Genomic DNA, 21,315 nt, shown 5'->3' on the forward strand with positions numbered 1-21,315 from the left:
TTGGCAAGGGGTATGGGGTAGAATATGGCGATGATCCGGAACAAGGCGCGGCACAGGCTGGTGGCCGTTTCACTGATCCTGCCATTCGTGGCGATCTTCGCGTTGGTCTTTGCCTATCCGGTGATCGAGGTCGTCCGGATGAGCTTTACCGACGCACCGCTGATCGGCGGCGGAGAATGGATCGGGCTGGGCAATTACATCCGGCTTTTCTCGGACAAGCTGTTCTATACCTCGGTCGTCAATAACGGCTATTTCGTGCTGCTGACGGTGATCCCGACCACGGTGATCGCGCTGGCTATTGCGTTGGCCGTGAACCGGCTGTCGGGGCGCATGCAGGCGCTGGTGCTGGTGATGTTCTTCACGCCCTATGTGCTGCCGGTATCGGTGGTCACGCAGATCTGGGCCTGGATGCTGGATTTCCAGTTCGGCATCCTGCAGCCGGTCATCGAGTTCTTTACCGGCAAGCCGGTGCCGGTCTTCAAGAACCCCCATTGGGTCATGCCCACCGTCGCCACGGTAACGATCTGGTGGACCAACGGGTTCAACGTGCTGCTGTTCCTTGCCGGTCTGCGCAATATCCCGTCGGAGCTTTACGAGGCCGCCGCGCTTGACGGGGCCACGAGGCGGCAGTTGTTCTGGCGGATCACGTGGCCGCTTCTGTGGCCGGTAACGGCTCTGGTGCTGACGCTGCAACTGATCCTGCAACTGAAGATCTTCGACCAGATCTACCTGCTGTCCGAGGGCGGACCGTTCAATTCCAGCTATGTCCTGCTGCTGATGGTCTATCGCGAGGCCTTCCAGCTCAATCACGGCGGCTATGCGGCGGCGATCTCGCTGGTGCTGTTCCTGCTGATCGTGGTGATCTCGGTCCTGCAGTTCCAGATCCTGCGCATCGGAGGGAAAGGCAAATGAACCGCCAGCGCCGTGTCGAGAATATCGCCCTGACCTGCATCACGCTCCTGGCTGGGATCATCTGGATCTTCCCGCTTTACTGGGCCTTCGTCACCTCGATCCGTTCCGAGGACCGGGTGGTGTCCGAAGCGGCGGGGCTGTTCCCCGATGAATTCAACATCAGCTCCTATGTGGATGCGCTGTTCAACACCAGCCTGATCGACTGGTATATCAACTCCATCGGCACCTCGCTGATCATCACGCTGGTCGTGCTGGTCACCGGCATGATGTGCGCCTATGCGCTGAGCCAGATGGAATTCCCCGGCCGCAGGCTGCTTTACGGCATCGTGCTGGCCAGCTTCATGGTGCCGGCGCAGGCGCTGGTGGTGCCGCAATTCGTGCTGATGAACGATCTTGGCCTGATCAACCGGTGGGGCGGGATCATCCTGCCGCAGCTTGTCGTGCCGGTGGTGATCATCGTCTACAAGCAGTTTTTCGACGCCGTCCCCAAGGAGATGAAGGAAGCCGTCGTCCTCGATGGCGGCGGGGATTACACGCTGCTGTTCCGGGTCTACCTGCCGCTGAACTGGGGGATCACCACCGCGCTTGGCATCATCACCTTCATCATGTCCTGGAACGCATTTCTCTGGCCCTTCCTGGTCATCACGACCGAGGACATGATGACCATCCCGGTCGGCATCACCCAAGTCAATGACGCCTTCGGCGTGGCCTATGCGCGGATCATGTCGGTGGCGCTGCTGGCCGCCGCGCCGGTGGTCATCGCCTATCTGATCTTTCAGAAGAAGGTCACCGAGGCGGTGATGATCTCTTCCGGCGTCAAGGGCTGATCCGGGGCCGGCGCTCAGACCTTGAGCGTCGGCAACCCGAGGTCGAAGACCGTGGTGCCCCTGGAATCGAGCAGCGCGGTATCGACCAGCTCGGTCATCAGCCGCCGCGCGCCGACCGGATCGCGCGCCTCGATCCGCTCGAACACCGCGGCATGTTCCTCGACCGGGTTGCGCGTATGTGGGTTGGGCATGTCGCGATAGCGGAACGCCGTGGTGAAAGCGACGGCGGCGCAGATCCCCGCCTCCAGCGACAGCAGAACCGGGTTATGCGAACTGATAAGTATCGCGCGGTGAAAACTCGCATCGGCATTGTGCCAGCTTTCCTCGGTCATGTCGCAATAGCGCATCGAATGCAGCGCGTCGCGGAAAGCCTGCAGGTCGTCCTCGCTGCGGCGCTCGGCGGCGAAAGCCGCCGCCGGGGGCTCGATCATCGCACGCAGCTCATAGATCGCCCTGATATACCAGTCGGGCGGCGCGCCGCTCTCGAAACTCCAGCGGACCACGTCGGGATCCAGCAGGGACCATTTCTCGCGCGGGGCGACGCGGGTGCCGCTGCGGGTCCGGGTGACAAGCATTCCCTTGCCCACCAATCTGCGCAGCGCCTCGCGATAGGCTCCCCGGGAAATTCCGGTCTCGGCAAGGAAATCCATCTCCTTGGGAACCGTTTCGTCAGGCTCTATCGCACCCGAGACGATCCGGCGGCCCAGCCAATCGGCGATGGACTCGTTCTTGCGCTTGTCCGGCCTGTCCGAGGCGTCGAAAACCGTGCTGATGATATTGGATTTGTCCGACATACCGGCAATTTAGCCGTCTCCGAGGGACAATGCATCTCACTTTTAATTTTCCGCGAACCGGAGGTCGGCAGGCGGAATCCGGCGCGGCACCCGCCCGGATGAACGCCTAGCGAATTCGCATTCCCTCGACATCGAACAACCGCATGTCAGCGATATCGGCGGTCAGGGTCAATATCGTTCCGGGCCTCGCCTGCCGGGAACGCTCAAGCTCGACGGTGCAACCCGTGCCGCCCGGTATCTCGCCATAAACATAGGTGGTGCCGCCGAGAAACTCCGAGAACTTGACCTCCATGGGAAAACCGGGTTCCTCTGGCCCGGCAACCCGAAGATCCTCGGGGCGCAGGCCCAGGATAACGGGGCCGGCAATCGCCGCATCTGTCCGGGGGCACGGCAGTTCCGTTTCGCCAAGCCGCAGCCGGTCAGCACCCTGCACCACCGCCTTGAAGAAGTTCATTTTCGGCGAGCCGATAAAGCCCGCGACGAAAACATTGTCCGGGTCGTCGTATAATTGGGACGGGGTGCCGATCTGCTCGATCCTGCCGTCACGAAGCACCACGATCCTGTCGGCCAGCGTCATCGCCTCGGTCTGGTCATGGGTGACGTAGATCATCGTGTTGCGCAATTCCTGGTGCAGCCGCGCGATCTCGATCCGCATGCCGACCCGCAATTCCGCATCAAGATTCGACAAGGGCTCGTCGAACAGGAATACATCCGGGTCGCGCACGATGGCCCGGCCTATCGCGACCCTCTGCCGCTGTCCGCCCGATAGCTGCCCCGGCCGGCGGTCCAGATAATCCGTCAGGCGCAGGACCTCGGCGGCCTGCCTGACCTTTTGCTCGATCTCGGTTCTGGGCCGTCTGGCCGCCCGCAGCCCGAAACCCATATTCTCGGCGACGGTCATATGCGGATACAGCGCATAGGTCTGGAACACCATGGCGATGCCCCGATCCGAAGGATCGCGTTCGGTCACGTCGGTATCACTGATATAAACATCGCCCGCCGTGATATCCTCGAGCCCCGCGATAAGCCGCAGCAGCGTGGATTTGCCGCAGCCCGAGGGACCGACGAATACCACGAACTCGCCCCCCTGGATATCGAGGCTGATATCCTTCAGCACCTCGTGAGCGCCGTATGACTTGTGAACGCGCTTCAGGCTAAGCCCTGCCGGTTCCCGCGCGGTGCCGCCCATCCGGTTCATGTCTCCTGCTCCCTCCGAATCCATGTCAGCATGGCCCCGGCCTCGCGGTGGTCCCACGCGTAATAGGGAATGGCGGTGATCCGTGCCTTTTGCCGCGCCGGTGCGGTTTCGGCGTAAAGCGCATTGCCCGCCCAGCTTTCGCGGCAGGCCAAGGCAGTCAGCCGGGTGATTCCGCCAAGAATATCGGAACGCTCCGCATCGATCCGCGCATCGTCCGGCAGAATAATGCTGTTCAGGTCGCCGCCGTTATCCACCTCTTCCATGCAATAGACGAGCGGCCCCCGCATCAGGGCGACCCGGCCCTGATCCGGCGTCACTTTCGGGTTCGCGAAAATGCGGCGCGGTGTCAGGTCAAGCTTCAGCGAAACCCTGTCACCCGGCTGCCATTCGCGCGAAAGGCGCAGATAGCCGTTCTCGGTCTGCAGGGAAACGGGGGCGCCGTTCACCGACAATTCGTAATCCGCGGCCCATCCGGGAACACGCAGGGACAGGGTGAAGCTCTGCACCTCTGCGGCGTCAACTCCGATCTCGACGTCACCGTCAAACGGATAGCCGGTGGTTTGCGTCAGGTTGACGATGCCGCTTTCCAACCCGATCTCTGCCGTGCCGGAATTATACAGATGCACCGCGATCTCATCCGCCGAGACCCCGTAGAAATAGGTTCCGACAGAGGCGATCAGCCTTGAGATATTCGGCGGGCAGCAGGGGCAGCGATGCCAGGTCCAGCGGTGATGATCCCCGCGGCTTTCCAGCGGGTTGTCATAGAAGAACTGGGTGCCGTCCAGCGATAGCCCGGCGAGAGAGTTGTTATACAGCGCCTGCTCCATGATATCGGCATATTCCCCGTTCGGCCCCCGCCCCAGCATCCGGCTGGCCCAGAACACGAGGGCGACCGAAGCGCAGGTTTCCGCATAGGCCGACTCGTTCGGCAAATCGTAATCGAATGTCAGCCCCTCGTTTCTTGCCGAGGGCCCGAAACCGCCCGTGATATACAGGTTGCGGTCCACCAGATGCGACCACAGGCGATTGAGCGCCCCGGTCAGGCTGTCATCGGCGAACTCGGTCGCGACATCGGCCATTCCGGCGTAAAGATAGGCTGCGCGCACGGCATGCCCCACCACCGCGTCCTGCTCGCGCACCGGCTTGTGCGCCTGGCAATATTCCAGCGTGCCGAAATGGAAATCCCCCGGTTCCTCGCCGCGCGCCCGCGCCTCTTCATCGAAATAGGACGGCTGCTGGCCCCGCTGATCCACGAAGAACCGGGCCAGATCGAGATAGCGCTGTTCGCCGGTGGCGCGCGCCAGCCTGACCAGCGCAAGCTCCAGCTCCGGATGCCCCGGATAGCCTTTCAACTGCCCCTCGCCCGGTCCGAAAACCTGCCCGATATGATCGGCGAAGCGGCACATGATGTCGAGGAACCGGCGCTTCCCGGTGGCGTGGTAATAGGCGACGGCACCCTCGATCAGGTGGCCGGCGTTATACAGCTCGTGCTTGTCGCGCAGGTTGGTCCAGCGCTTGCCCGGCTCGATACGGATATACCACGAGTTGAGATAGCCATCCTCCTGCTGAAGGCGCCCGTAAGCCTCGACAACCTCATCGACCATCGCCTCCAGCTTTTCGTTGCGTTCGCGGTTCAGCGCATAGGCCGCCGTCTCGATGGACTTGCCGAAATCGCTGTCCCAGAACATCTGGGTGGTGACGGTATTGCTGGGTTCGGGCGGCATGACGACGCCCGGATTGGGGCGATCGGGATCAACCTGGTCAAGCATGCCCGCGTTGATGCAGCGCTCGAACAGGGTAAATGCGGTGGTCGCGCAGATCGTGTCGAGGCGCGGCCCGAAAAAGCCGTCGATCCGCAGCTTGTCGATGGAGAGCGGGCGGAACCTGGCCTTGCTGGGAACGGCGTCACCGGCGACACGAGAGACGATATTGTTCATTTCGGGTCCTTTCGGGAAATGCTCACTTCACCGCGCCGGCCGTCAGGCCGCGGATGTAGGAGCGCTGGAGGATGAGAAACAGGATCAGGCAGGGGATCATCATCACCATGACGCCCGCCTGCACCGCGCCCCAATCGACAGAGCCAAAGCGGCCATAGCGCACCGCCGTCATGAGCACGGGAAGGGTGAACTTGTCCTGATCGGTCAACAGGACGAGCGCCGCCAGAAATTCGTTCCATGCATTGAGGAAGGCGAAAAGCCCGACCGTGACGATACCCGGCTTGACGAGGGGGATCATGACTTTCGTCAGCATGGCGATCCCCTTCATGCCGTCGATACGGGCGGCCTCCTCGATCTCCTTGGGCACCGCGTCGAAGGCGTTGCGCATCATGAACACCGAAAAGGGCAGTTGCAGCGTCGTGTAGATCAGCACCAGCCCGATCAGCTTGTTCTGCAGGCCCATCTTGGCCAGCAGCAGGAATAACGGCGTGAGGATCGACTGGAACGGGATCATGATGGTCGACAGGATCAGCACGAAGACCAGCCCTTTCAACGGAAAGCGGTAGCGCGAGAAACCGTATCCCGCGAGCACCGAGACAATGATCGTCAGGACCGCCGTGCCGATTGCCACGAATGCCGAATTTCCCGTGTAATGCAGGATGGACTGGCCGAATTCCTGTAGCCGGACATAGCTGTCCGCGGTGAACCCGTCCGTCGGCCATGGCGGCAGGGGCGGTTTGAGCGAATCCGTGGCCTGGCGGAAGCTTGCCAGGACGACCCATGCGATCGGCGCAAGAAACAGCAGCGCGACCAGCGTGGCGGTGACATGAAACAGGACACGATGATACCGGATGCGTCCGCCACGCGGAGTCGGCGCCGTCAATGTCCCGGTCATTTGTCCGCCCCCTTCTCGCGCAGCAGGCGAAGCTGAATGACCGAGAGCGCCAGGAGGATCAGCAGCAGGACCACCGACAGCGCCGCCCCATAGCCCAAGCGGAACGACACGAAGCTTTCGTTGAAGATCTTGTAGACCGCCGTCACCGTCTGGTTGCTGGGTCCTCCGTTCAGGATGATGTAGAACTGGTCGAAGGCAAGCATCGAACCGGCAACGCAAAGGATGAGCGCCAGGGCGAATGGCTGGCGGACAAGCGGCAGGGTGATCCAGCGGAACCGCTGGAACCACCCGGCGCCGTCTATGCGGGCGGCCTCCTGGTAATCCGCGGGAATGGCCTGCAGGCCGCTCATGATGATGACCATGAAGAAACCGGCCATCTTCCAGATTACCATGATCGTCACGGACCAGAAGGCCGGGGTGAATTCGGCAAGGATATTCACGCGCCGCTCGGTCATTCCCAGCATTTGCGCGGCGGGAGAGAACAGGCCGGAATCCACGTTCGACAGCCACGCCCATAACAGCGAGGCAGAGGCAAAGCCCGTCACCACCGGCAGGAAATAGGCGGTGCGATAGAACGCGGTCGCCCTGCCCTCGGACTGCACCATCAGGGCCAGCGCGAAAGCGACCGACATCAGCCCGACCGTCGCGGCCAGCGTATAGAGCACCGTGAAACCGAGCGCCTGCCAGAAGCTGCCATCGCCCCAGAGGCGCTGATAATTGTCCAGCCCGATCCATCGCGGATTGCCCATCAGCGGCCAGTCATGCACCGACATCCAGACGGTCATCCCCAGTGGAACAAGGAAGAACACCACGACAAGCGCGATGGCGGGCAGGACATAGACAAGCCCCATCCAGTCCCCTTTCCGCGACCTGCGCGGAGTGGGTGGCGCTGCCTCATCCGATGGATTCGCTTCAATCATCATGATCCTCCGGGGTCATGAGGTGCTGGCGGGATCAACCCCGCCAGCGTCCCCTCAATAGGCGGCGTCGATGACCGATTGCATCTGCGCCTGCCCGTCCCCGACCGCCTGCCGCATGTCCTCTTCGGAGGATGCGAAGAATGCCCGGTTCAGGGTAGTCACCCAGGGACCGTTGCTGGAATTGATGAGATCGTTGAACACAACGGTATAGGGGGTCCGGCCATTCGCCATCGCCTCGGCCGAGATCAGATAGCGCTCATCCAGCCCGGCCAATGCCTCTTCGGCGATATCGCCGCGCACCGGCATCGCACCGTTCTGCGCCAGGATCGTCTGGCCCTCGGGCGAATATGCGAACTCGATGAAGTCCTGAATCGCCGGGATCTTGCCTTCGTCCGTTCCCGCCGAGATCACGATATTGTCGCCGCCCGCGAATGACGACCAGTTCCCTTCCTCCTGGCCGGGAATGAAGGTGACGCCGTAATTCAGATCCGGATACTGGTTGTTCAGCGCTCCGATGGCGAAGGAGCCCGAAGGCGAGATGCCGATATTGCCATTCGCGAATGCCGCGAAGAAATTGGCCCCGTTATCGGTCTGCGACCCGGCAGGCACCAGCCCGTCGGCAACCATGCCGCGATAAAAGTCGATCGCCTCGACAGCCTTGGGCGAATCCAGCATGGCCTTCTTGCCGTCCTCGGACAGAACCTCGCCGTCCGAGGCCCAGATCAGCGGCGCAAAGGTGAAGATATTGCAGCCGCCGCAATTGCCCGAAAAATAGAAGCCATAGGTTTCGTCATCCAGCGCCGCTATGGCCTTGGCGTCCTCCTGGATCTCGGCCCAGCTTGACGGTCCGTCCTCCGGATCGAGCCCCGCCCTTTCGTAAAGATCCTTGTTCCACAGAAGCAGCGAGGCATCGCCGGAAAACGGTAGCCCATAGATCTTGCCGTCCACGGTGCCGACGGAAAGATGCGCCTTCGACAGGCTGTCGAAATAGGGCAACGATTTCGCAAACTCGGTCAGGTCGCGAAGCTGTCCCTGCTCGGCGAAGGCCGGCGTATAGATCAGGTCCAGCGACAGGGCGTCGGGCGCCGAGCCGCCGGCGCTGGCGATGGCGTATTTCTGCACCAGCTCGTTGACCGGAACGATCTGGAGATCGGCCTTGTGTTCGCCCCTGGCATTATAGGCCTCGACCAGTTTCGGCATGAACTCCGATCCGTCCGAACGGACCCAGATAGAAAATTCCTCTGCCGCCAACTGTCCGGGCACGAGCAGGGCCGCTGCGACCGCAGCCCCCGATACCGTCCTGAAATACATGTCTTCTCCTCCGTTTCATTCGTTGTTTCATTGTGTTTTCCGATGGGGGAAGGTCTCATTGCGCCGCCCCCTCCGCGCCGCAGGACAGCCGCACCACCAGGCTTGTCGGCAAATGCCTCAGACCGGCTTCGACCGGTTTGCCGTCGATCAGGTCAAGCAGGGTCAGCCCGGCTTGCCTGCCCATCTCCGTCAGCCCCATATCGACGGTAGTCAGCGGTGGCCGGGTTGCCTGGGCAAAGATTTCCCAATTGTCGAAACCCACAACCGCGACATCGTCGGGCACCCGGATTCCCAAGGCGCCAAGGCCATCGATCAGGCCGCGCGCGATCTGGTCATTGCCGCAGAAAACCGCGTCCGGACGGGACGAGGCATTCTTGCCGAACATGGTTCTGGCGGTTTCGAAACCATGCGCCTCCGACCAGCTTCCGAAAACCGCGGGGCCGAAAGGCGCAAGACCCTGTTCATGCAGGGCATGCTGCCAGCCCTCTGCCCGTATACGCGCCGCCAGGAAGGTTTCCCGCCCGGTGATATGGGCAATCCGCCGCCGCCCTTGCCCGATCAGGTGGCGCGTCGCGAGTTTTGCCCCGGACAGGTCGTCAGGGGCGAAGCCTATCCCGCCCTCCGGGCAGGCCGCCATGATATGAACTGTCGGAATGCCGTTATCCGGCAACTCTACCGGCAGGCCGCGATCGATGCGCTTTCCGGCGATAACCAGCCCGTCGACGCGCTTCTCCTCCATCGCATTAAGGTTAAGGCGGACAAGATCGGGATCGTCCTTTCCGGCGGCAAGGAACACGGACACGCCGCGATCAAGCAGGGCCTCCGAAAGCCCCGCTGCCACGGGAAGGGTAAAGCGCCCGTAGGTGTCGTTGGTCAGCATGCCGAAGGTAAAGGATCTTTGCTGCACCAATCCCCGGGCGATCGAGTTCGGGCGATATCCGAGTTCACTTGCGATTGCGCGGACGCGCTCGCGGGTTTCGGGCAGCATCCGACCGGAACCGTTCAGCGCGCGCGACGCTGTCGTAACGCTGACCCCCGCTTTGGCGGCAACCTCCCTGATTGTTATCCGCATATCCGTTCCGATGCAGCCGGGTTGCGATGACCGGCCAGCCCGCCAGTGACCTGACAGGCCGGTCGAAGAGCTTTGGCTTAACGCCACGCAAACGTTATCCCATAATGGTTTAACGTTTGCGCAAAGGCACCATGCCTTGCGATTCGTGTCAACCGGATATTTCGATGGATTGGCTCGCCACAAGGATCCGGAGCGGCGTAAGGCGGATCGCCATGCGGCTCCCTAGCCTACGGTGAAGGTGATCTGCCGGGTCTTGAAGCGGCGGCTTTTCACGGTCAGCGTCAGCTCACCCTTATCGTTTCCCGCCTCGATCCAGAAACCGGCCGCGCCACCTCTGAGCGTGATATCCTGCGGGCCGATGATCCGCCCCGGCCCCGCAAGATCCAACGAGACCGGCTCGTCGAAAAAGGGCAACAAGTTGCCGCATTGGTCAAGCACGCGCACGACCACGCGCAGGGCATCCTTTTCACCGGCCTGAAATTCGGTGCCGTCGGGCAGCACCTCCAATGTCGTCGGAAGCGGATCGGCGGGCAATGTCAGAACCTTGACGGCCTTGCCATCGACATAGCCGGTAATGACGCCGTCCCGCCAGACACGGCCCCAGTCACCAAATTCATCAGGCCCGACCTGGCGCAAGTCCAGCACGGCTGGCGGATGCGGAAGGTGAGGGTAATTCTCCCTGTCGGGATAAACCCGTTTGGCAGGCCACTCGCCGAATTTCACATCGACATAGTCGCAATTAGTCAGCAGGATCAACGGCAGGACACCACCGATATTCCGTTCTCCGCGCGCCCAGAATGTCACCGGCTGCAGGACCACGCCGTTTTGCGGGTCTCCCTGCGATGCATAGGCGTAGCCCGCGAATTTGGGGATGCGATACATGTCCAGCACACCGTGATAGCAGATGCGGTCGCCGGACCCGAAATCCCTGTGGGTGTTGTAATCGAACATGCACCATCCGATGGAGCCCGAAATCTCGTCATCACCGGCGGCGGCATCCAGGATCTGCAGATGGCGGGTGACATGCTCTGCCTGCCGCTGTTCCTGGTCGAACCGCTTGGTCGGGAACATATGCCCGTTATACTCGGTCACCAGATAGGGAACGGCACCTGCAAGCCCGGTCACTTCCTTGCGGCGGCGCAGGAAGACGCGGTCGCGGTTGGTGCCGGGCATCTCCTCTGTGCCAAGAACGAAGTCGTTCATCGTATAGACGTCTTCAAGCAGCTCTGAATCCGTGATGCAGCGCACCCCGCCGGTCTGGCGGGTCCGGTCGAGTTCCCGGGCAAGACGGTTGGTTTCAACGTAAAAACCGTGATCGTCCCTGCTTTCGTTGATCCGCACCCCCCAGATGACGACAGACGGGTGGTTCCAGTCGCGCTCGATCATGCGGCGCACGTTCCCGATGGCTTCCCGTTTCCATGCCTCGCCGCCGATATGCTGCCAGCCGGGGATCTCTTCGAAGCAGAGAAGGCCGATCTCGTCGCAGCGATCCAGGAAATATGTCGATTGAGGATAATGCGAACAGCGCACGATATTGCAGGCAAGTTCGAATTTCAGGATCTCGGCATCCTTTTCCTGCGCGCGGCGGCCCATGGCATAGCCGACATGCGGCCAGCTTTGATGCCGGTTGAGGCCCCGCAGCTTGAGCCGCCTGCCATTAAGAAAAAAGCCGCCCGGCGTGAACCGCGCTTCGCGGAACCCGAAACGCCGTGTCAGGTCATCCTTGCCCTGCGAGGTCTGCAGTTGCAGCGAAAGCTCGTAAAGCACGGGGTTATCGATATCCCACAGATCGATATCCGCAAGGACGGGAAAGGTAAGAATGACCTCGGGACTATCGGCATCGGCAGACGCCACCGCCACCTGACCGCCATCGGCGCGGCGGATTTCTCCTGTCAGTTTACCCGAAAGCGGAACATCCCCCGGATTGGCAAGGAAAACCCGGGCGGTGGCCGACTTTTCCCGCTGCAGCACCCCCGATGTTTCGATTTTCACATTGCCGATCGAAACGGGGCTGGTCACGGAAAGCCAGACGTCGCGGTAAATCCCGGCATAGCACAGATAATCTACCTGGCCGCCAAATGGCGGGATTTCCGGGTTCTCGGAACCATCGACCTTGACCGTGATCAGGTTTTTTCCCCGCTTCAGATATGGTGTCAGCCGTGCCCGAAAGGGGGTGTAGCCGTCCCTGTGCGCAATCACCTCCTGACCGTTCAGAAAGACGGCGCTGTCGGCCATGGCGGCATCGAAAAGCAGCGAAACCTCCCGGTTCTCGAATTCCGGCCGCCATTCAAGCATTTTCTGATAGGTGAATGGTTTCTGATAATCGGTTTCGTCGAAATAGTTATAGGGCAACTCCACGGCATTATGCGGCAGGGTCACAAGCTCGCCATCCTGAAGTTCATTCACCTGCCCCGCGTCAAAACCATGCCGGAAGCACCAGTCGCCGTTGAATTTTTCTGTGATACGCATGTTCTGGAAAACCTTTCCGCCGGAGCCGCAGGGGATCAGCCCATGATCCTTGTTCCAAGATCGTGCCTGACCGGTTTCGGCTTTTCACTGCGAAGTTCCTCGACGGACCGCACCACCTGCCGCGCCGCGCCCTTCCATTCGCGGGTCTGGGCCTTCGGCACCTTCAGCCGCTCTTTTGCCGCCGGTATGGCGTCCGCATATTGCGGCAACCAGGCGGCCTGTGCCACAAGCATCTCGTCCACCATCTGCCAGATCTCTTCCGGCGTGCAGATTGCCCCGGCCAGCGGATCGTGCAGCACCGCCTGCTTGAGCAACTCGACATCGCCGGTGATCGCGGCCTCCACGCTCATCCGCTGGACATTGACCGAGGCGGAACAGGTCGCCGCGCAGGCCTGCGGCAACTCGATCCCCTCGACCATGTTGATGCCGAACCGGTCCACGAACCCGGTTGACTCGATGATGCAATCCTCCGGCAAATTCCTGATCGCGCCGCCGTTCCTGACATTGAAATGACCGCGATAGATGCGCCCCGTCTCCAGCGCCTCGATGATATGCGAGGCGTGCTCGTCGGTGCGCTGGTAATCGGCGAGGGATATGTCCGCTTCCTCGAGGAAGCGCGGAAAATCCTCTTCGAACCAGTTGCGGCTTTCGGTGCAATAGCGCAGGTATCCCCCGGTTTCGCCGTGAATCCAATCGTCAAGCGAGATCCAGTTCTCGATCTCTTCCGGGCGCTTGCGATACCAGGGCAGGTATTCCGACAGGTGGCCATTGCTCTCGGTCGAGTAATAGCCAAAGCGTTTCAGCACGTCGATCCGCACCTTTTCCTGCTGTGCATAGGCCCGATGGGATTCGAATGCCGCGACAAGCTCGTCTCGGCCCACGGGCCGGCCCTTCACCCGGATATCCAGATACCATGTCTGGTGATTTATCCCCGAACAGATGATTTCGACGTCCTCGAAATCCGCCTTCAGCGCGCGTGCGATCTGGCGGTGGCCGTTCTGGACGCCGTGACACAGGCCGACAGCCGGGACCTTGCCGTATTCGATCGCGGCCCATGTCATCATCGCCATCGGGTTGGCATAGTTCAGCAGCAATGCATCTTTTTCCGAGACTTCATTGATATCCTTGCAGAAATCCAGCATCGCCGCGATGCCGCGCTGGCCATAGAGGATGCCTCCGGCGCAAAGCGTATCGCCGACGCACTGATCTATCCCGTATTTCAGCGGAATGCCGATATCGTCGGCGAATGCCTCCAACCCGCCGATGCGGACGCAATTCATGACATAGCGGGCACCGTCCAGTGCCCTTCGGCGGTCGGTGGTTGCCGTCACGCGTGCCGGCAGCCTGTTCCTGGCCACGATCCTTTCGATGATCTGGCGGATCATGTCGAGGTTATGCGGGTTGATATCGGTCAGCGCGATCTCGATATTCGCGAATTCCGGCACCTTGAGGATATCCGAGCACAGCTTTTTCGTGAAACCGACACTGCCGGCCCCGATGATGCAGATTTTGAAATCACACATGTTCCAGTTTCCTTGAATCGGTCTTTTAAGGGTCAGGCAGCATTTTGTTCGACCGGCCGCGCCCATCGCGGAATCCAGTCACCATGCGCGGCCAGCAACTCATCCGTCAGGTCCCGGATTTGCTGCAGGTCCAGTTCGGCCCCGGTATGCGGGTCCATCATCGCCGCGTGATAGATGTGGTCGGGGTTTTCGGTCAGCAGCGCCTCGACGGTCAGTTCCTGCACATTGATATTGCTGCGCATGATCGCGACGCATTGCGGCGGCAGATCGTCAACGACCGTCGGCTCCAGCCCGTTGGCATCGACAAGGATCGGCACCTCGACGGCGCATCCATCCGGCAGCTGCGGAATATATCCGCGGTTGCGGACATTGCCGTAGATTACCGCGGGCTCGCCGGTGACGACCGAGTTGATGATCTCGGACGCATATTCACGGCTTGGCTCGACGGTGATCGTCTCTGCCTTGCGGTAACGTTCGGCCTGTGCGCGCCAGTTCCGGACCTGCTCGACACAGCGCTTGGGATACTCGTCCAGCGGGATGCCGAACTTCTCGATCAGGTCGGGACGGTCGCGCTTGATGAACCACGGCGTATACTCGGCGAAATGCTCCGAGCTTTCGGTGACGAAATAACCCAGGCGCATCAGCATCTCGTAGCGGACCTTGTTCGGGCAGCGCGGATTCCAGGCCGAGGGCTTGGGAAAGCGCCCCTCGGCATAGCCCTGCTTCAATGCCGGGTAGAGATCGCGATAGCTGCCATCGGGCTGGCGATGCTCGAAATGCGTGTAGAAGGCGACATGGTTGATCCCGCCGCAGCGATAGCGGATCTCGTCCAGCGGGATCTCCAGGTCGCGCGCAAGTTCCTCGGCGGTGCCCTGAACCGAATGACACAGCCCGACCTGCCGGATCCGCGGATACCTGGTGGCCACCGCCCAGGTGTTGATCGCCATCGGGTTCACATATTGCAGCATGGTGGCTTGCGGACAGACCTCCAGCATGTCCTCGCATATCGCCCAGAGATGCGGCACGGTCCGCAGGCCGCGCATGATCCCCCCGATCCCGAGCGTGTCGGCGATGGTCTGGCGCAGGCCGAATTTCTTCGGCACCTCGAAATCGGTCACGGTGCAGGGCTCGAAACCGCCGATCTGGAAACAGACCACCACGAAATCCGCCCCGTCCAGGGCCGCGCGCTGGTCAGCATAGGTTTCGACCTTCGCGCCGGGTGCGAGCGTCGCGGCCATCTTGCCGACGACGAGTTGCGATTCCTCCAGCCGTGCCGGGTCGATATCCATCAGCCGGATGGTCGCGCCCTTCAGGCTTGGCCGGTGCAGGATGTCACCCGCGATATTCCGGGTGAAAACAGTGCTGCCCGCGCCGATGAATGTGATTGTCGTCATATTGCCACCTCGAAAGCTGCGCGGACGAGCCGCTGAGTATATTCGGTTTGGGGATTGGACAGGACGTCGCTGACAGGACCCTGCTCCACGATCTTGCCGCGCTGCATCACGATGACCCTGTGGCACAGCGCGCGGACAACCTTGAGGTCATGCGAGATGAACAGGTAGGAGAGGCCCCGCTCCTGCTGCAATCTTCGCAAGAGCGCGATGATCTGCGACTGGACCGACAGATCCAGCGCCGATGTCGGCTCGTCCAGCAGGATGAATTCCGGCTCCAGCGCAATTGCGCGGGCGATGGCCAGCCGCTGGCGCTGGCCGCCGGAAAACTCGTGCGGAAACCGGTGGGCTATCGTGTCGGGCAGGCCGGCATCGCGCAAGGCCTGCTGGACACGGCGGAACCGGTCCTTCGCACCCGCCCCGATGCCGTTGACGATCAGCCCCTCTTCGATGATCTGGCGGACGGACATGCGTGGATTCAGCGAGGCGAAGGGATCCTGGAACACGATCTGCATCCTCGGGCGCCAGGCCCGCATTTCGCGCTCGCTCAGCCCTTCGAGCGACTGCCCGCAAAAGCTGATCCTGCCGCCATCCATGTGGATCAGCCGCGTCAGGGCCTGACCGAATGTCGTCTTGCCCGATCCGGATTCGCCCACAAGCCCAAGGGTCTCACCCCGCTTAAGCTCGATATCGAGCGAATCCACGGCAGTCAGGATCGAGCTTTTGCCGTTGAAAAATCCGCCGCTGCGCAAGGGATACTCGACACGGACCGCATCGCCCCGCAAAAGCGTTTCGGCATTCGCGTCCAGCGCCCCCGCCGAGCCCTTCGGATCGGAGGCCAGCAGGCGCCTTGTATAGGGATGGGCCGGATTGCCGAATATGGCGTCGGTCGGCCCGCTCTCGCGCACCTCGCCATGCTGCATGACATAGACATGATCGGCGAATTGCCGCACCACGGTCAGGTCGTGGGTGATCAGGATCACGCCCATGCCGTATTTCGCCTTCAACTCGTCGATCAATCGCAGGATCTGCGCCTGCACCGTCACATCAAGCGCCGTCGTCGGCTCATCCGCGATCAGCACATCCGGGCGGTTCGCAAGAGCCATGGCGATCATCACCCGCTGGCGTTGCCCGCCCGACAGCTGGTGCGGATATTGATGCACGCGCATCCCGGGATCGGGGATATGCACCTCTGCCAGCAATTCGACGGCCTTGTTCCACGCCGCGCGCCGGCCGATTTTCCGGTGCAGCCGGATCACCTCGACCAGTTGCCTGCCGATCTTGTAGATCGGATTCAGCGAGGACATCGGCTCCTGGAAGATCATCGAGATCCGGTTGCCGCGCAGCTTCCGCATCTGGCCGCCGGACAGATGCGCCATGTCCGCGCCCTCGAAGAATATCCGCGTCTCGCCGGACAGAACGGCGCGCCTGGACAACAGCCGCATGATCGCGCGCGCCGTGACCGATTTGCCCGAGCCGCTCTCTCCGACAAGCGCCGTGGTCCTGCCCTTGTAGACCTGAAACGACACGTCTCGCACCGCCTCGACGACGCCGCCCTGCATCCTGAAGGTCACGCCGATCTTCCGCGCATCTATGATCGGGGTCATGTCATTCATGGCAAGCACCTCAATAGGGATCTATCGCATCGCGCAGCCCGTCACCGAGCGCGTTGAACGCGAATACCGCGAGCAGGACAAAGCCCACCGGGCTGAGGATCCACGGATAGGAACCGATGACCGAGAAGGTCGCGGCGTCCTGCAGCATCAGCCCCCAGGAGATCATCGGCGGCTTCACGGCAAAGCCCAGGAAACCCAGGAAGGATTCCAGCAGCACGATGGTCGGGATGCCCAGGGTCACCGCAACGATGACATGCGAGACGACATTGGGCAGGATATGCCTGCTGATGATACGGAAATCGCTGGCCCCGACCGCCTTTGCCGCCTTGACGTAATCGACCCTCCGCAGCGCCAGCGTCTTGGAGCGCACCTCCCGCGACAACTGCGCCCAGCCCAGACCTACGATCACCACGATGACGAAGGTCAGGAACAGGGTCGAGGAGGCGGTCACCGGGATAAGAGAGGCCAGCGCCAGATAGAGGGGCAGTTGCGGAAAGGCGAGAACGATCTCGACCAGCCGCTGCAGCCACAGGTCGGTCCGTCCGCCGATATATCCGCTGGTGATGCCGATCAGGGTGCCGATGACGGTTATCAGGGTGATCGCGCTCAGCGCGATGGTCAGCGAAATGCGGCTGCCGATGATGCCGCGCGACAGGATATCGCGCCCCAGCTTGTCGGTGCCGAGGAAGTTGATCGGCGTTCCATCCGTCGCCCCGATGAAATGGCGGTTCATCGTAAGGCCGAGGAAGCTGTATTCCCACCCCTTCACGAAGAAGCCGAGTTCGACCGGATTGTCATGATCCGGGCCGACCAGCGGCTGGAACGTGACCGGGTCCAGTTCGTCCGTTTCCACGATGGGAAAGGCGACCGGCAGCAGGCGCCAGCCCGCCTCCGGCCCATCGCCCGGAACATGGAAGCCGATGGATGTCGGCGGTGTGAAGGATTCCGCCGTGTTGTTGGGATCAACCGGCGCGAAGAACGGGGCAAACAGGGAAACGATCAGCAGCACCGCCACCAGCACCAGCCCGATGACACCGGGGATCGAGCGCCGGAACCTGCGCCAGACGAGACTGAAATAGCTTTGCCCCTCGTTCGAAACCGTGGAGACGCGCAGGTCGGCGTCTTCTGCTTCGGGAATATCCGCCCGCTCCCTTATCTGGTCGGTCATGGTCATTCCCCCACCCTGATCCGCGGATCGAGCAGCGCCAGCATCATGTCGGAGATGATATTGCCGACAATCAGCGTCGCCCCCAGCACCAGCAGCAGTGTCGAGGTGACATAGACATCGCCGATGCTCATCGAGCCGACGATGGCCGGGCCGACGGTGGCGAGCGAAAAGACGATGGCCACCTCGATCTCGCCGGTCAGCATATAGGGCATGATGACACCCTGATAGGCGATCAGCGGATGCAGCGCGTTCGGCACCGCGTGCTTCATGATCACCGATGTCTCGGACAGCCCCTTCGCCCGCGCGGATTCGACATATTGCGCGTTCAGCGTATCCAGAAGATTGCCGCGCATGACCCGCATGTTATATGCCAGACCGCCAAGGGTCGCGATTGCGACGACCGGCCAGACATGCTCGATCAGGTTGCCGAGCTTGGCCCAGTTGAAGTCCAGGAACCCAAGCCAGAAGGGCTGGCCGCCATACCGGCTGGAATAGAAGCTGCCCAGTTCCTGGATATCCAGCCGGAAGGCCAGGACATACAGGATCAGCAGCGCCAGCAGGAAACGCGGGATCGTCATGCCAAGGAACGCGACAGCGGAAAGCGCGGAATCGACCCAGCTATATTGCCTGACCGCCGCGAGGATGCCGAAACCGATGCCAAGCAGCGATGCAAAGAAATGGCAGGCCAGCGCAAGCATGATGGTGCGCGGCAGCCTTTCGCCAACGACCTCGGCCACCGGCTTGTTGTAAAAATACGAATAGCCGAAATCGCCACGCGTCACGATGCCGCCGATCCAGCGGAAATACTGCACCACCAGGGGGTCGTTCAGACCGTGGGTTTCCCGGTATTCCTCGGCCGCGGCATTCGCGGCCTCGGTCGAGGCGCCGCCCTGGCTGATCATGCTGGTTCGGATGAAATCGGCATAGTCGCCGGGCGGCGCGTTGATGATCGCAAAGGTGATGATGCTCATCACCAGAAGAACGGGGATGGCCTGCATGACGCGGACCAGAAGGAATTTCAACATCGTCAGGGCCTCGGGATTTCATGCGGGGTCATGTGGCGGGGTTGCCGCCACATGGGTCGGGCTCAGCCATCCGCCTTGACCGGACCTTCAGGGCTGGGCAGGCTGTCCGGGAACAGCTCAAGATCCCGCTGCTCGTCCTCGGGCACATAGACCCGCTCGCGCATGATGCTGTCCTCGGCCCAGTTGAACATGAAGATCGGGGCGCCTTCCGGTATGTTCGCGAAGCGCTTGTTGACGATCAGCGCGCCGGGATAGACGGTCAGGCCGACGGTATAGACATTCCCGGTATAGGTCTTCTGAAAGCCCTTCATCAGCTCTACCCGCTCTTCACCGTCCCGGGTCCCGGCAAAGGCCCTGAGCGTATCGACCAGCTCTTCCTCGAAGGGCAGCAAGTCGAGTTCCCCCGCATCATTGGCCTGATGCCCCCATGTGCTGTGCTTGCCGAGCGGCGCGAGGCGGTCGGTATTCTGAACGACGGTGAACTGTTCGCCTTCGTTGCGCAGCAACAGCCAGTCGAACTTGCCCGCGGCCCGCAATCCATTGCGGTCATTGACGTTCTGCGAATTGAGGCTGGCCTTGATCCCGGCATCATTCAGCATCGCCAACACGGCTTCGCCAAGATTCTTGTCGGTCTGGTAATCGTTGGTGTTGGTAATGACGATCTGCACATCTCCGCCACCGGCAACCCCGTCGGGGAAGTTGTAGAAGCCGTTCCCGTCGGTATCCTCGAGTCCCGCCGCCTCGAAATGGGCGCGGGCGCTTTCGACCGAATAGGGATAGAAGGCTGTCGAGGCGTCATCGTAGAAAAAGCTTCCCGGCATCAACCCGCCCGCATAGGGCGTGGTGAACGGCCCCTTGACCAGCGCCTCGCCCAAACGCTGACGGTCCAGCGCCTGGCTGATTCCGATGCGGAAATCGCGGTTCCGGTTCAGCTCCCGCACCGCCTGCCCGCGCTCGTCCGGCTCTCCCGTCCCGTTCGCGGCAAGGTTCGGGATCAGCGTATAGCCGATGGTGCGCTGCGCAAAGGCCAGCCGCGCGGGTGCATCCTCTTCCGCCGACTTGCGCAGGATCTCGACATAGTTCTCGGGTTGTTCGAGATTCGAGAAATCACCCGTCCCGGCAATCGCCTGAACATCCCGGTCGGCCCATGTCGAAAGGCGGTAATGAAGCTCATTCAGGTAGGGCAGCTGGTTGCCGTTCTCGTCCACCTTCCAGTAATAGGGATTGCGGCGCATGACGATGATGTCGTCGGACGCGTATTTGACCGGAACCCATGCCCCCATCACCGGGAAGGCCAGCTTTTCCGGCGGAAAGGCGTTGCGGAAGCTCTGATAGCTTTCACCGCCATATTTGGGATGCTCCGGCTTCAGGACATGGCTGGGTCCCGGGCAGAAATTGCCATAGGCGAGCGCGTAAAGGACCGATTCCGGAAAGGCGGTATCGAAACTCATGGTAAAGGTGTAGTCGTCAACCACTTCCAGCCTGGCATCCCCGAAACTCGAGGGAGACGTCCCCACAACCGGCGTGACCGACGGATCCATGACGATATCGTTCCAGTAGAATTCGATATCCTTCGTGTCGAATGGATCGCCGTCCGACCATTTGGCCCCTTCGATCAGGTGAACCGTCAGGGTTTTTCCATCCTCGGACCATTCCCAGCCTTTCGCGAGATTGGGCAGGGGTTCCAGATCCTCGGGCTTGATCGTGAACAGTGGGCCGTTGCGCGTCAGGCACTCGTACATCGCGATGTCAATTCCGCCCCAGCCTTGCGATTGCCCGGCCCAGAAATTCCATCCTTCGGGACGGCCGCCAATCACATGGCGCATGACGCCACCGTAAACGCCGGGACCATCCGGCATGTTGGCGGATGAGAAAACCAGCGGCTCTTTCGGCAGGCGCTCTTCGACGGGCGGCAATTTGCCAGTCTCGACAAATTCGCTGACAAAGGCAGGCTCGGAATAGCTGTCCAGCGCGCGATACTGGAAAATCTCCGAGCGCTGCACCAGCACCGGATCGGTTTGCGCATCGAATTTCGGCGGTGCGGGCGGGGTTGTCGGTTCTACGAACTGCGCCATCGCGGCTGAAACGGACAGCCCGCCCGACAACGCCAAGATGGATACGGTGGTCAGAAACTTCATGGTTCATCCTCCCCTGAGCCTTACGAGTGTTCTTCAGCCTCGGCCGGCTGTTCTCCCCGCCGGAAACCTATCCCGCCAAAGTTTTGACGACAGTCTCAAATCCTCATATTGTTTTCCGG

General features: G+C 61.4%; 16 protein-coding genes. 2 read left to right on the top strand and 14 right to left on the bottom strand.

All coding sequences use genetic code 11. The annotated features are described in order from the left end of the window. The first annotated feature begins 30 nt into the window (after positions 1-30). A complete protein-coding gene (locus C9E81_RS20025) occupies positions 31-912 on the top strand; it encodes a carbohydrate ABC transporter permease (RefSeq protein ID WP_122114196.1) in 882 nt (293 codons plus the stop codon). Further along, complete coding sequence (locus tag C9E81_RS20030; protein WP_122114136.1) at positions 909-1,739, top strand: carbohydrate ABC transporter permease; 831 nt, start codon at positions 909-911, stop codon at positions 1,737-1,739. The genes C9E81_RS20025 and C9E81_RS20030 overlap by 4 nt, the downstream gene beginning before the upstream one ends. A 14-nt stretch (positions 1,740-1,753) precedes the next feature. Here the strand turns inward: C9E81_RS20030 and C9E81_RS20035 are convergent, their stop codons facing one another. The 14 genes from C9E81_RS20035 to C9E81_RS20100 form a co-directional block, all read right to left on the bottom strand. Beyond that, on the bottom strand, positions 1,754-2,533 hold the full coding sequence (locus C9E81_RS20035) for a FadR/GntR family transcriptional regulator (protein ID WP_122114137.1): 780 nt from the start codon (positions 2,531-2,533) through the stop codon (positions 1,754-1,756). A 106-nt stretch (positions 2,534-2,639) separates the two neighbouring features. Beyond that, complete coding sequence (locus tag C9E81_RS20040; RefSeq protein ID WP_279432726.1) at positions 2,640-3,731, bottom strand: ABC transporter ATP-binding protein; 1,092 nt, start codon at positions 3,729-3,731, stop codon at positions 2,640-2,642. After that, positions 3,728-5,668 (bottom strand): glycoside hydrolase family 127 protein, encoded by a 1,941-nt coding sequence (locus C9E81_RS20045; RefSeq protein WP_122114138.1) that lies wholly within the window; start codon positions 5,666-5,668, stop codon positions 3,728-3,730. The genes C9E81_RS20040 and C9E81_RS20045 overlap by 4 nt, the downstream gene beginning before the upstream one ends. Positions 5,669-5,690: 22 nt before the next feature. Continuing rightward, positions 5,691-6,563: a carbohydrate ABC transporter permease gene (locus tag C9E81_RS20050; RefSeq protein ID WP_122114139.1), complete on the bottom strand. Its 873-nt coding sequence runs from the start codon at positions 6,561-6,563 to the stop codon at positions 5,691-5,693. Further along, positions 6,560-7,483 carry a carbohydrate ABC transporter permease gene (locus C9E81_RS20055; protein WP_122114198.1) on the bottom strand — a complete coding sequence of 308 codons (924 nt, stop codon included), beginning with the start codon at positions 7,481-7,483 and terminating at the stop codon, positions 6,560-6,562. The genes C9E81_RS20050 and C9E81_RS20055 overlap by 4 nt, the downstream gene beginning before the upstream one ends. A 54-nt stretch (positions 7,484-7,537) precedes the next feature. Then, positions 7,538-8,794: an ABC transporter substrate-binding protein gene (locus C9E81_RS20060; protein ID WP_122114140.1), complete on the bottom strand. Its 1,257-nt coding sequence runs from the start codon at positions 8,792-8,794 to the stop codon at positions 7,538-7,540. 55 nt (positions 8,795-8,849) lie between these two features. Continuing rightward, complete coding sequence (locus C9E81_RS20065; protein WP_122114141.1) at positions 8,850-9,866, bottom strand: LacI family DNA-binding transcriptional regulator; 1,017 nt, start codon at positions 9,864-9,866, stop codon at positions 8,850-8,852. 222 nt (positions 9,867-10,088) lie between these two features. After that, positions 10,089-12,335, bottom strand: coding sequence for a glycoside hydrolase family 2 protein (locus C9E81_RS20070; RefSeq protein ID WP_122114142.1), 2,247 nt, complete (start codon positions 12,333-12,335; stop codon positions 10,089-10,091). A gap of 35 nt (positions 12,336-12,370) precedes the next feature. Next, positions 12,371-13,858 carry an alpha-glucosidase/alpha-galactosidase gene (melA, locus tag C9E81_RS20075; protein WP_122114143.1) on the bottom strand — a complete coding sequence of 496 codons (1,488 nt, stop codon included), beginning with the start codon at positions 13,856-13,858 and terminating at the stop codon, positions 12,371-12,373. 32 nt (positions 13,859-13,890) lie between these two features. Further along, the gene (gene melA / locus C9E81_RS20080; RefSeq protein ID WP_122114144.1) at positions 13,891-15,252 is read right to left on the bottom strand and encodes an alpha-glucosidase/alpha-galactosidase; all 1,362 of its coding nucleotides are present in this window, start codon (positions 15,250-15,252) and stop codon (positions 13,891-13,893) included. Beyond that, complete coding sequence (locus C9E81_RS20085; RefSeq protein WP_122114145.1) at positions 15,249-16,865, bottom strand: ABC transporter ATP-binding protein; 1,617 nt, start codon at positions 16,863-16,865, stop codon at positions 15,249-15,251. The genes melA (C9E81_RS20080) and C9E81_RS20085 overlap by 4 nt, the downstream gene beginning before the upstream one ends. 10 nt (positions 16,866-16,875) lie before the next feature. Then, positions 16,876-18,039 (bottom strand): ABC transporter permease, encoded by a 1,164-nt coding sequence (locus tag C9E81_RS20090; RefSeq protein WP_208021232.1) that lies wholly within the window; start codon positions 18,037-18,039, stop codon positions 16,876-16,878. Further along, entirely contained in the window at positions 18,036-19,058 is a 1,023-nt protein-coding gene (locus tag C9E81_RS20095) for an ABC transporter permease (protein WP_122114146.1), read from the bottom strand. The genes C9E81_RS20090 and C9E81_RS20095 overlap by 4 nt, the downstream gene beginning before the upstream one ends. Before the next feature lie 62 nt (positions 19,059-19,120). After that, a complete protein-coding gene (locus tag C9E81_RS20100; protein ID WP_122114147.1) occupies positions 19,121-21,196 on the bottom strand; it encodes an ABC transporter substrate-binding protein in 2,076 nt (691 codons plus the stop codon). Between the last annotated feature and the right edge of the window lie 119 nt (positions 21,197-21,315).

Source organism: Paracoccus alkanivorans, from assembly GCF_003697785.1.
Classification (GTDB): Bacteria; Pseudomonadota; Alphaproteobacteria; order Rhodobacterales; family Rhodobacteraceae; genus Paracoccus; species Paracoccus alkanivorans.